An 11,162-nucleotide genomic window follows, 5' to 3' on the forward strand; every position below is an offset into this window, starting at 1 on the left:
GTTATCCGCCGTCTCTCTATTGATCCAGTCCTCGTCATCTACTCGCACATTACCAGTCATTATCTTTCCATAGGATGCCTAATCTATGCGAGGTTAACATAACTTCTCTTGGAGTTGTGGGTAATTGCAAGGTATGCCATGGGCCTACATAGTGCAAGCGTGCTTGCGGGCGGGCCGCTCCCAAACGGCGGGCAGTTCGTTTCCGGCGCTGGCACGATCTCCTCAAACCGCACCGGGATTAACATCACGCAGAGCACGCCGCGCGCAATCATCGACTGGCGCTCCTTCTCGATCGGCAATGAAAACAGCGTGAGCGTGAACAATGGCACCGGTGCCACGCTGAGCCGCGTGACGGGTACGGCTCGCTCGGTGATCGACGGCAGGCTCAGCGCGACGGGCAGCTTCTACCTGATAAACCCGCAAGGCGTGCTCATCGGCGCGAGTGGCGTTGTTACTACTGGCGGCCGATTTGTCGCGTCGACGCTTGATGTGGGCAACGACGCGTTCATGAGCGGCGGCTCGCTGACGCTCACCGGCTCCTGCGACGGCGTAGTGGTGAACCTCGGCAAGATCAGTTCGAGCGGCGGGGATGTATTTCTCATTTCTCGAAAGCTGACCGCAAACGACGGTTCGATCGTCGCTCCGAACGGAACAGCGGAAATGGCCACTGGCGCACAGGTCTTGTTGAAGGACTCATCGAGCGGTCCGCAGGTCTTCGTACAGGCCGGAACACGCGGGGACGTTGTGAACAAGGGTACGATTCGCGCCGTTCAGATCCACCTCGAAGCGGCGGATGGCAACGTGTTTGCGCTCGCAGGCAAGCAAGGCGAACTGCATGCAACTGGCACCGCCACCCGCGACGGCCATGTATGGCTGGTCGCCGAGCGGGGCACCGCGCACCAACATGATCTTGTCGTCGCCACGAACGCGGACGGAAGCGGCGGCACGGTTGATACAAATGCGAACGCGCTGCATCTGGATGACGCTAGGGTGAAAGCGGCACAGTGGAACCGACTTGCTGTATCGCGCGCAGACCCTGCATCGCGAGCATTTCGATCCGAATACGGTGCAGCTTTCGACGCTGCTGTCGATTAAGACCGGCGGCTGCGAGGAGGACTGCGCATACTGTCCGCAATCGGTGCATCACGATACCGGGCTGAAGGCAGACAAGCTGATGGAAGTCAATGCCGTTCTAAAGGCGGCCGAGATAGCAAAGGCGAACGGCGCGACGCGCTTTTGCATGGGCGCGGCGTGGCGCAATCCGAAGGACCGTCATCTCGAACCGATCAAGGACATGATTCGCGGCGTGAAGGCGATGGGACTCGAAACTTGTGTGACCCTCGGCATGCTGGAGGCACATCAGGCGGAGGGACTGCGCGAAGCGGGCCTCGACTATTACAACCACAATCTCGATACGTCGCCGGAGTTCTACGGGCAGATCATCTCCACGCGCACGTATCAGGACCGCCTCGACACGCTCGAACGCGTGCGCGATGTCGGTATCAATGTGTGCTGCGGCGGTATCGTCGGAATGGGTGAATCGCGGCGCGAGCGCGCGGGTCTCATCGCGCAGTTGTCCAACATGGAGCCATATCCGGAGTCGGTGCCGATCAACAACCTCGTGCAAGTCGAAGGCACGCCGCTCACCGGCACGGCGCCGCTCGATCCGTTCGAATTCGTGCGCACGATCGCTGTCGCGCGCATCACGATGCCGGGCGCGATGGTGCGTCTCTCGGCGGGACGCGAGCAGATGGATGAAGCGCTGCAGGCACTGTGCTTCGCAGCCGGCGCGAATTCGATCTTTTACGGCGACCAGTTGCTGACGACGAGCAATCCGCAAGCGGAGGCCGATCGCAAGCTGCTCGCGAGACTCGGCATTCGGGCCGACGGCTTGGACGATGTTCGTCAGAGACACGCAGCGCACAGCGCATAGCGTCGAGACCGGCCTCTGCGAGCTCTATGAGGCCGCGCTCATACCTGGGCTGCCGGAAGGCTGGGCAGACCTGACGCGCGATCCCGCGGAAACAAGGGCGCTCGGGCGGGAATGGCTTGAGGCCGGTGAACAATTGGCGATGCGCGTACCGTCCGTCGTCTGCCCGAGCGATTTCAATCTGCTCCTGAATCCCATGCATCCTGAGATGGCACGCGTCAAGGTCATAAGCGCAGAACCCTTTACGCTGGATCCGCGGCTATTCGGTCAAGCGACGCGATGAGCCAGCCGGAAATCAGATTTCTGACGGCTCCCTGAGAAAGTGGGATTTACCATCGAAATTGATGGGCATCACTTGCTTGCGTATTGTGGTCGAAGAAGCCGTAGTTAACTGCATTCGTACTCGTTTAGGAGAACTACGTAAAATGCGATAATTCCTTTTATGTAAAGTCGGAGTGGTCAGCATTGTTTGGGCGAATCCTAGCGAATCGAAACAAATGTCTCTGAAGAGGATCTCGTGCGGGTCGGAACGTTCTGCCCAATCAGAGATTTGCTCAACCGCTTCGCCGAGGCCGGGCTCGATCCCGAGTGGCCCCGCTTTGTTAAGCGGGATCTATCGGGCTTCGAGACCAGAGCTCACGCAGGGCCTGTTCGCCGCTCCAGTTCCGCCGTCGTGCGCTCCAGCTGCTGCACGATCATCGCCTCATCTGGCAACACCGTTTGGTACTCCGCCGCGAGAATCTTGTTTGGCAGGTTGTCCAATGCGTAGTGGGCTTCGGCCGCGCCTTTTTCGGCACACAGGATAAGACCGACAGGTGGATTTTCCCCGGGCTTCATCCAGTGCTCACGCGCGTAGTTCAGATAGAGATGCATCTGCCCAGCGTCCGCATAGCTGAAGCGACCGACCTTGAGATCGATGATGACCAGGCATCTCAACCGCCGATGGAAAAACACCAGATCGACCCTGAACCAGGTGTCGTCAATTCTCAGGCGGCGCTGCCGGCCGACGAACGCGAAGTCGTCGCCGAGCTCCATCAGGAAATCTGCCAGATGCTGGATCAGCGCCTCCTCAAGATCCGACTCCGAGTACTCGTCCTTGATGTCGAGAAACTCGAGTACGAACGGGTCGCGAATCGCCTCCTCGGGCGTGAGGAGATCACCCGGCTGGGCATTGGCGGCTTTTTTTAACAGCGCCGCCTTGTTGCGCGACAGTGCCAGTCGCTCGTAAAGCTGGCTACTGATCTGGCGGTCGAGCTGGCGTACCGACCAGCCTTCGCGCAACGCCTCGGTCTCATAGAATGCCCGGGCGGCCGCTGTCTTTACGGAAAGCAGGCGCACATATGCGGACCAAGGCAGGGGAAACGCCTGCGCGAGAGCGGCCGGTTCGAGCACGGCCCGCACGGGCACCCCGGAGACCGCTCGTGCCGCAGAATTTGCAGACGGTGTCGGGATAATCGGCGAGGACGAAGATTGTGCAGACAGCGTCTGCACAATCTGTTCAGCCGGCCACGCAAGATAAAAGGCTCGCATCTGAGCGAGATTACGCCAGCCGAAGCCTCGCCCAAACCGTTGCGACAGATCGGCGCCGAGTCGCCTAATCAAGGCTTCGCCGTAGGCGGCCCTGCCCTCGCCGCCCTGCTCGAATTCCACGATGCGCCGGCCAATTTCCCAGTAGGTCGCCGTCATTAACGCATTGACGCTGCGCGCGGCGGCCGCGCGCGTGGACGTAAGGACATCCGCAATATCACGGTGCAACCCCGCGTAAGCAGCCGGCGCGATGTCATTCTTCGTCACGGCGCGTTCACCGCGAAGCCTACCAGCTGCCCGGTGTTGCCTGTCGTTACGCTGTAGCCGGAGCGACCGGCGACAGCGTCGACGAGTTCCTGTCCGTTCATGCACAACCCTGTTCTGTGAGTGGAACCCGCACCCTACCGCATCAGACCGCTCGCGGGCAAACGCGAGGCCGACCCGTCAAGAACTGCCTGACCATTCGGCACCCTTGCGCTGTATCGGCCCCAATTTTAATGTTACTTATGTCAAATGCTCGACGTTTCCGAATTTGATTGCATGAAAGCGACTTTTGAATGTCTGGCCGAGTGACCGGGCGACCGGCTAAACAAGGCCAAACCCGGAAATTCGATCAAGCGGTGGACTCGGTTTTGCCTCAGTGGTTCACGGCGAAAACAACGCTCTTCCGACATCAGCTCAGGTTCGAATATTTTCCTCGCAATCTTCCCAGTACCGAAGCGGGTCGTGATGTTCTGGATAGCGTAGGTTGAGCCATGCTGCGAGCGTGGTCCAATCTGGATGGTTGGTACCGGTTCGCGCTGACCAGATCGACGACCGCTCGAGAATTCGACCGTTCCCACGATCCCGGACAAGCAAGCTGCTCTGTCCGTTCGAGCTATTTGCCTGTGACTCGATTAGATAACGTGGCAGAATCCTGAGCTCAGCATTCTTGGCCCATCCGAATAAGGCGCGGACCACACCGGATCCATCTCGTAGTTCTATGGGGCCGTTTTCCGAACGAACAGCTGTCCACCCCTCAGGAAACTCAGCGACAACCTCGTCTTTGCCTTCCCTCACCCACCTCACGCGCCAAGCCCGCGCCATCCCTTCGCGCATGCGAGACACCGACTCATAGCCCCTAGGCAACTCGATCGCCGCCGGGAGCGTGATCAGGTTATCTTTCCATAGTGTGGATTCGTCGTCGACGCGCTTGACGACATCAGACACCTCTCGCCCGAAAGGATTTTCGGGCCGGCTCGACGTTTTTGACTTCGCCGCAGGCAGCCCCTCGAAAAGCCGTTCAGCATCCTGACGCGTAAGTTTCGTCTTTCCTTTATTCATAGTCTCGTTGTGGCAAGGTTGGATCTCCTCGAACGCGCCCCTTACTTCAAAGTAATTTAGTTCGGGCGAAGATGATTGAGCACATTTGTCAATGATCTCACTATCTCATCCTCGCGATCATCGTGGCCACGAGCCGATTGACACGGTGCCGCGGGAAGCATTCGACAGTCACAGCGCGCACAGGGGATCTAACGCTCCGCTCTGATGTGTGGCTCGAAGCGATTTCACTCAGCGACGCGCCCGTGCATCGCGATCAGATTCGGAAAACATCCCGATCTCAGTCTCGCTGCCCCATCCTCTTATCTTCAAGCGGGGCCGCGCACTGAACCCGATGGCCACCGCAACCCACACTATCCCTCGTCCTCGGCGTAGGAGCGCGCCGCGGCCTCGAGCATGCGCCGTCGCTGCGCCCGGACATAGATCGGGGTCGGAACAACTCACAAGTCTACTACCTGAAATATTCAACGCGGACGCATGTTTTCCTTGTCACCAACTTGACGCCCAGCTACTATCCACTCCACGTAAACCCTGAGGAGCAGGTCGCGATGCCTGTCGCTGCACTGATTTCCCAGAGGCAAGGAACACGGAGCGCCCGGGTGCTTGCCTCGGTAGTGGCAAAACCAGTGGTCGCCATCTCAATTGGCTACTGCGCACTTTCAAACATCAGCTTCCAATCATCCTACGATGGCTCGTTCTCAATGCCTCGTGCGGCAGAGTTGGGGTTGGTCAGCGCGGCCTTCGCTGCGCAGCATCCGAACGACGCGGTTCTCTTCGAACGGGTCGGTCACGAGCTTTTCGAGTATCGCGTGAAGCGCCCGATTATCGGGTACGCAGGGATTCCGTGGCTGGTTGCGCGCCGCACGAACCTCGATTTGACCGACAAGTGCAACGGGTTCGGCGCCGATGGATGTACCCCAGGCGCGAACTCGCCGTAAAGGACGGGGATGACCCAGCCGGATTTGGCCGTCAGGCGTGCCGGTTCCCCATCCTGCACGCCGCTCCCTTTCATTAACCGGAGCGGGTGCCCTCATGGACATGCTCCGTTAGCAGGAACCTACTCCGCAGACCGGGCTGCGTCGAGGCGTGGCCGAGAATCGGCTGCACCAAATCCGTCGGCATGTCGCGCGCGATGGCCCGCGAGCGGAACGTGTGGCGGAACACGTGCGCGGAGGTGTTGGCCAGTTGGACCACGTCGTCCACGCTGAACTCGATCTCGCCGCCTTCGCACGCGGTGCCGCGCAGCCGGTCGCGGACAGACCATGACGAAGCCGCTCGACGCGCATTGCCCCGACCTCGAACGCAGGCGCGCTGTGAAGACGCTTCTCGCGGCGGGCGCCGCCGCGACCAAGCCGTGTCAGCGTGGCGTGATGCAGGTCGCGACGGCGAACCAGTCGCTCTCGGATTCGATCGACCCCGCCAAGGCCTCGCACACCGCCGACTACTTGCGCATGTTCGTCTTTTACAGCGGCCTGACGGAGTTCGACAGCGCTTTCAAGGTACAGAACGCGCTCGCGGAAGCGTTCGAAACCCGGGATCACAAGCTCTGGTCCGTCAAGCTCAGGCCGGACGTGCGTTTCCACGACGGCAAGCCGCTCACGGCGGACGACGTCGTCTTTTCGTTGTTGCGTCACAAGGATCCGGCGATGGCGTCGAAAGCGAAGACGATCGCTGATGCAATCGATTCGATCAAGGCGACCGGGCCGCTGCAAGTCGAGATCGTGCTCAACGCGCCGAACGTCGATGCCCGCCTTGCTCGCCGTGACGCACTTCGTGATCGTCGCCGCGGGGACGAAGGACTTCTCCAAGGGCAACGGCACGGGCCCGTTCGCCTGCAAGGAGTTCACGCCAGCCGGCCGCTGCGTCGGCACGCGCAATCCGAACTTTTGGGAGCTGGGGTTGCCATAACTCGATGAAGTGCAACTCGTCGGGATCGTCGACGATGCGGCGCGTCTCAACGCCCTGTTCGCGGGCGACAGCTCGTCTCGCCCGTGCCCGCCCGAGACGTCGAGCGGCTCAAGCGCGCCGGCAACTTTGGCGTGCTGGAAAGCCAGTTGGGCCTGTACACCGACCTGATCCTGCGACAAGACGCGACGCCTACCGGCAACCCCCAGTTCGTGCAGGCGATCCAATACCTGCATGATCGCGAGCGCATCCAGAAGACGCTGCTGCGCGGTTACGCGATCATCGGCGACGACCACCGGGTTCCCGAGTGGCATCGGTAGTACCTTGCGGGACTGTCGCAGCGCACCTCCGCCCTGACCGCGCGAAGTCGCTCATCAAGAAGGCTAATTTGTCGCCCTGTATGCTTCCCACGCAGGACGCAATTTCAGACTAGGCATGGGCGGGAATTCGGCAAAAGAAAGCCCGCCGAGACAGAGGCAGGGCGGGCGAACCATCACGTCGAGGAAAACGCGAAGGAGACTCACTATGTTCTAGTGGCAGCGACCCCAAAATGCAAGACCTGTGGGGCCGATAACTGTCAAATTACTGACTAAAGATGTCGTCGCTCTGATTAGTGCACTGTCGAGTCAGCCGTCATTAATGCGAGTTCCCCCGTGACTGGACTTCGCTGCCGATCCGCATTTCCAAATCCATGCCCGCGATCATCCTGGCGATCGTCTCCTGCCCTTCGTCCGTATCGCTGAACCAGTCGGCGAGCGCCGCGGCCGGGACGGTGTTTTCATCCGCCACGCGATCGAACGCAACGACGTCCAGGCCGCGCGTCACAACGACAAAGGTTGCGGCGCCAGCGCCGGCCTCCGAGTCGACATAAACAAAGTAGCGTCGATGCGGGTTCACGATAAAAAACGCGTCGATCATGCCTCTCAATTCATACCCTTCCACGCGCCCGTCTCCTAGGTTCAGCTGAAACCGGCGGCAAGCCGGCCCATGCTTATCGGCACGAGCGGCGCGAACTTTATGGTCGGCAGGTCAGCGCAGCTGAACGCGCACGCCCGTCTGGGCGGCCCGGTCGTTTGGAATTTCGTCGATTAGCAGGCGGCGAACACGCGGACCTGCGCGTTGATGGGCGCCGTGCCGTCGTTATGCAACGTCAGCGCGGCCACGGGGCGCTCGGCGGAGAGGTCCAGGCGGACGGGCGAGACCTGCAGGGCGGCCGCATCGGCGAACCGGGCGGGCACGGCGCGATCAACCCCGCGCTCAAAACGATCGCTGCACGAGGTAAAAGCTTGCCGGCGAGCCGTCGAGCGTCTCGTTGGAACCGCGCACGGGCGCGCTCGAGCCCCCAGCACGCATATTGCGAGAGCAGCTAAAACTGAGCAATGAAGAAAAATGACGATGCACCGCGTCTTCGCACGCAAGAAAAAACCGCCGCGCGAGCGCCTGAACTGGCTGCTCGTTGCCATCGCATCGGGCAGGTACGGCCACAAGGTCACGACCACAACCCCGACATTCCTCGCTGACTATGTCGCGGCCGTAAATGGGACGATCACGGCAAGTGAAAGCGGGCCGCGCTGCATGACGCTGGGTCAAGACCTCGCGGAGCTCGTCGCGCGCGGCCACCTGACCCGTGAAAGAGCCAAGTCACCTGAGCGAGGAGCTACGTCGGCCTTCCACTATGGATTGACCTCGGCCGGCGAGACACATGCGGCTATCGCTGCGCAAGAAAAAGACTACCTCTAAGTCGCCAGCCGCCGCGCGCGACCACGCAAGAAAGCTCGTCTTAAACGTCGGCAAATATTACATGTCGCTTTGGGACCTTATGCCTTTCGCATTGATTTAAATGACGAAGAACCGGTTTAACATTTGCCCGGTAGCGCAATTTTTTGTGCAAATGCATAATCTTCGATAGATAATAAAATATGATGAGAGAGGGCCATGACCGGGGAATTACGCGACCTATGGTATGTAGGTCATGAAATGCCAACCAACTTGCAGTCCGCACTGGAAGCGCGTCGATGGTCCATCGACGTGGTTCGACTCGACAGCCGTTGCGACACCCCCAGCCGATCTGAGCGCGCCGGCGCGGGCATAGTTGATTTTTCAGGCATTCGACTTCCGCAGGATTTGCCTGTTGTCGAACAGTGGCTCGCCAACTCGCGCCTGGGATGGGTGGCAGTTGGCTTTCCGGATCAGCTCAACGACGCCATGGTGCGCCGGCTGATCCGCAACTACTGCTTCGATTATGTAACGCTACCGATTGCCAACGAGCGAATCGTCGATGCTGTCGGCCATGCGCACGGCATGGTGTCGTTACACGATGAAGCCTCAGACGGCAAGCGAGCGGACGGGGAAAACAATACAGCAGGAATGGTCGGCTCTTGTGAGGCGATGCTCGGCCTCTTCCGCTTAATCCGGAAAGTCGCGATGACCGATGCGCCCGTTTTTATTTCAGGCGAGTCGGGAACCGGCAAGGAACTGACCGCCGCCGCAATTCACGAACGCTCGACGCGGCGCGATCAGCCGTTCGTTGCGATTAACTGCGGCGCGATTCCGGCGCATCTGCTGCAATCGGAACTATTCGGCTACGAGCGCGGTGCTTTCACCGGCGCGAACCAGCGCAAGATCGGCCGAGTTGAGGCAGCAAATGGCGGCACGCTCTTTCTCGACGAGATTGGAGACTTGCCGCTCGAGAGCCAGGCGAGCCTGCTGCGCTTCCTCCAGGAACGCAAGGTCGAACGCCTCGGCGGCCATGGCTCGACGCCGGTCGACGTGCGTATCATTTCTGCGACCCACGTCGACATGCAGACGGCAATGATCGAAGGCCGCTTTCGCGCCGACCTGTATCACCGCCTATGTGTGTTGCAAGTCAATGAGCCGCCGCTCAGAGAGCGCGGCAGGGACATCGAATTGCTCGCCAAGCACATGCTCGAGCGCTTCAAGAAGGACGCGCGCCGGCGGCTGCGCGGCTTCTCCCCGTGCGCAATCGCCGCGCTCCACACTTATGAATGGCCCGGCAACGTGCGTGAACTGATCAACCGCGTGCGCCGCGCGATCGTGATGTCTGACGGGCGCCAGATTACCGCCCGCGATCTGGAACTCGAGGAACACGTCGAGGTTGCACCGATGACACTTGAGCAAGCGCGTGAAGTGGCGGAACGGCAAGCGATCCAAATGGCTCTACTGCGTCACCGCGGCCGTCTCGGGGACGCAGCGCACGAACTTGGCATCTCGCGCGTGACGCTCTACCGCTTGTTGAGCGCACATGGACTGCGCTCGGAAACGCTCGATGATCGGGGTGCCCTTTCATCCTCAGCGCGTTCGGCCCCTTGAAACACGCAGATGCGTAATGACACGCGCGTGAGTCTACGGCCCGCGTCGGGTAGCCGACCAACTAGCGCGTCGGGCAATTTCAAAAGAAGCCGTAGTGAGTAAAGAACCTAACACAAGATGACGGGAGTGAACGATTCGCGGTTCAGGTTTTTTCAGTCGACGGGAATTGGGCTTGGGCATACTGGATCAGCGGGCTTGATTAATATCGCGAAAGCGATCCTCGCTTTTCGTCAAGTGAAAGCGCCTTCGCCAATGGAAAGCGGGACGCCGAGGAGCATATCCGTATTTCATGTCTGGCACTTGCCTCCCCAATTCATCTTTCCAGTGAACCGTGACTCATTTCGGGAAAAATTTCCGTCGCGCTCGATCGGGAAGCCGTGCTTCTCAGTCGCCTCGAGCGTGCTACGGATGCACGCCTCTGGCTGCTACACGACGTTCGGCATGAATGATCGACAGCAGCCCTTCCATCGTCAGCGCGGTGGCCTGGGCGATCGCCGTCGTGCGGCAGCGCTGGTCGAAGTGATAGCGATTGGTTCATCGACTCGCGCAAGCACCGACCCCGCGGATTCGCCACTCAGGCCGCGCACCCGCCGCGCGTACCGAATCGATCTGCAGGACTTCATGAGTTTCGCCGGCATCGCGCGGCCGGACGAGTTTCGCCTCGTCACCCGCGCGCACGTGCTGGCGTGGCGCAACACGCTCGAAGAGCGGGCTCTATCGGGCGCGACGATCCGGCGCAAGCTCGCCGCGCTCTCATCGCTGTTCGAATATCTGTGCGAAAAGAACGCGGTCGCTTCCAACCCCGTGAGATGGGCGAGGCGGCCGACGGTCGACGGCAACGAAGGCAAGACGCCGGCGATCGGCGATCGCCAGGCGCGGGCGCTGCTCGAGCGCCGGACCCGTCGACCCCTAAGGGCAAGCGCGATCGCGCGTTGCTCTCGGTGCTGCTCTATCACTGCCTGCGCCGCGAGGAGCTGTGCTTGTTGAAAGTGAAGGATCTGCACGACCGGCGCGGCGTGTCACATTTGAGGGTCCACGGCAAGGGCAAAAAGCTACGCTATCTACCGCTGTACCCGGACAGCGCCGCAAAAATTCATCTCTATTTGGAAGTCGCCGGCCACCGCGACGCACCGGACGCCCCGCTCTTCCA

The 11,162-nt window shown here is 60.5% G+C and carries 12 protein-coding genes and 3 pseudogenes; 10 read left to right on the forward strand and 5 right to left on the reverse strand.

Features of this window, described 5'->3' with window-relative positions; translation table 11 throughout:
- Positions 1–138 precede the first annotated feature (138 nt).
- The 3 genes and pseudogenes from AWB65_RS33145 to AWB65_RS33155 all read left to right on the forward strand — a co-directional run.
- Positions 139–1,095, forward strand: a complete 957-nt coding sequence (locus tag AWB65_RS33145) for a two-partner secretion domain-containing protein (RefSeq protein ID WP_087671044.1) — start codon at positions 139–141, stop codon at positions 1,093–1,095.
- A pseudogene (gene bioB, locus AWB65_RS33150) lies at positions 1,013–1,933 on the forward strand (biotin synthase BioB); the annotation flags it as partial. The gene AWB65_RS33145 and the pseudogene bioB, both read left to right, overlap by 83 nt.
- Positions 1,934–1,955: 22 nt before the next feature.
- Positions 1,956–2,213, forward strand: a pseudogene (locus AWB65_RS33155) (RES family NAD+ phosphorylase); the annotation flags it as partial.
- A 353-nt stretch (positions 2,214–2,566) separates the two neighbouring features.
- Here AWB65_RS33155 and AWB65_RS33160 read toward each other — a convergent pair.
- Complete coding sequence (locus AWB65_RS33160; protein ID WP_087671046.1) at positions 2,567–3,724, reverse strand: PDDEXK nuclease domain-containing protein; 1,158 nt, start codon at positions 3,722–3,724, stop codon at positions 2,567–2,569.
- 411 nt (positions 3,725–4,135) lie between these two features.
- Positions 4,136–4,780 (reverse strand): hypothetical protein, encoded by a 645-nt coding sequence (locus AWB65_RS33165; RefSeq protein WP_087671047.1) that lies wholly within the window; start codon positions 4,778–4,780, stop codon positions 4,136–4,138.
- A 545-nt stretch (positions 4,781–5,325) separates the two neighbouring features.
- Here AWB65_RS33165 and AWB65_RS36070 point away from each other — a divergent pair.
- Entirely contained in the window at positions 5,326–5,715 is a 390-nt protein-coding gene (locus tag AWB65_RS36070) for a hypothetical protein (protein ID WP_235008019.1), read from the forward strand.
- 73 nt (positions 5,716–5,788) lie between these two features.
- On the opposite strand, the gene AWB65_RS33175 is transcribed toward AWB65_RS36070, so the two are convergent.
- Positions 5,789–5,980: a tyrosine-type recombinase/integrase gene (locus tag AWB65_RS33175; protein ID WP_087671049.1), complete on the reverse strand. Its 192-nt coding sequence runs from the start codon at positions 5,978–5,980 to the stop codon at positions 5,789–5,791.
- 59 nt (positions 5,981–6,039) lie between these two features.
- Between AWB65_RS33175 and AWB65_RS33180 the strand changes: the two genes are divergently transcribed.
- The gene (locus AWB65_RS33180) at positions 6,040–6,693 is read left to right on the forward strand and encodes an ABC transporter substrate-binding protein (RefSeq protein WP_235008021.1); all 654 of its coding nucleotides are present in this window, start codon (positions 6,040–6,042) and stop codon (positions 6,691–6,693) included.
- Positions 6,694–6,768: 75 nt separating this feature from the next.
- On the forward strand, positions 6,769–7,002 hold the full coding sequence (locus AWB65_RS37405) for a hypothetical protein (protein ID WP_235008023.1): 234 nt from the start codon (positions 6,769–6,771) through the stop codon (positions 7,000–7,002).
- Between the two features lie 316 nt (positions 7,003–7,318).
- On the opposite strand, the gene AWB65_RS33185 is transcribed toward AWB65_RS37405, so the two are convergent.
- Together AWB65_RS33185 and AWB65_RS36075 are read right to left on the reverse strand one after the other, a co-directional pair.
- Positions 7,319–7,624, reverse strand: a complete 306-nt coding sequence (locus tag AWB65_RS33185) for a hypothetical protein (protein WP_125474282.1) — start codon at positions 7,622–7,624, stop codon at positions 7,319–7,321.
- A 146-nt stretch (positions 7,625–7,770) separates the two neighbouring features.
- Complete coding sequence (locus AWB65_RS36075; RefSeq protein ID WP_200821863.1) at positions 7,771–7,920, reverse strand: hypothetical protein; 150 nt, start codon at positions 7,918–7,920, stop codon at positions 7,771–7,773.
- A gap of 157 nt (positions 7,921–8,077) precedes the next feature.
- Here AWB65_RS36075 and AWB65_RS33190 point away from each other — a divergent pair, with 157 nt between their 5' ends.
- The 4 genes and pseudogenes from AWB65_RS33190 to AWB65_RS37420 all read left to right on the forward strand — a co-directional run.
- Complete coding sequence (locus tag AWB65_RS33190) at positions 8,078–8,422, forward strand: hypothetical protein (RefSeq protein ID WP_143328490.1); 345 nt, start codon at positions 8,078–8,080, stop codon at positions 8,420–8,422.
- 195 nt (positions 8,423–8,617) lie between these two features.
- Positions 8,618–10,012: a sigma-54 dependent transcriptional regulator gene (locus tag AWB65_RS33195; RefSeq protein WP_125474283.1), complete on the forward strand. Its 1,395-nt coding sequence runs from the start codon at positions 8,618–8,620 to the stop codon at positions 10,010–10,012.
- Between the two features lie 195 nt (positions 10,013–10,207).
- Positions 10,208–10,999 (forward strand): tyrosine-type recombinase/integrase, encoded by a 792-nt coding sequence (locus AWB65_RS37965; RefSeq protein WP_374729779.1) that lies wholly within the window; start codon positions 10,208–10,210, stop codon positions 10,997–10,999.
- A pseudogene (locus AWB65_RS37420) lies at positions 10,954–11,162 on the forward strand (tyrosine-type recombinase/integrase); the annotation flags it as partial. The gene AWB65_RS37965 and the pseudogene AWB65_RS37420, both read left to right, overlap by 46 nt.

Origin of the sequence: Caballeronia humi (genome assembly GCF_001544475.1) — a bacterium.
Classification (GTDB): Bacteria; Pseudomonadota; Gammaproteobacteria; order Burkholderiales; family Burkholderiaceae; genus Caballeronia; species Caballeronia humi.

Coding starts and splice junctions, on each gene's coding strand:
- AWB65_RS33145 (WP_087671044.1), top strand. CDS start 139: ATGGGCCTACATAGTGCAAGCGTGCTTGCGGGCGGGCCGCTCCCAAAC.
- AWB65_RS33165 (WP_087671047.1), bottom strand. CDS start 4,780: ATGAATAAAGGAAAGACGAAACTTACGCGTCAGGATGCTGAACGGCTT.
- AWB65_RS36070 (WP_235008019.1), top strand. CDS start 5,326: ATGCCTGTCGCTGCACTGATTTCCCAGAGGCAAGGAACACGGAGCGCC.
- AWB65_RS33180 (WP_235008021.1), top strand. CDS start 6,040: ATGACGAAGCCGCTCGACGCGCATTGCCCCGACCTCGAACGCAGGCGC.
- AWB65_RS33190 (WP_143328490.1), top strand. CDS start 8,078: ATGCACCGCGTCTTCGCACGCAAGAAAAAACCGCCGCGCGAGCGCCTG.
- AWB65_RS33195 (WP_125474283.1), top strand. CDS start 8,618: ATGACCGGGGAATTACGCGACCTATGGTATGTAGGTCATGAAATGCCA.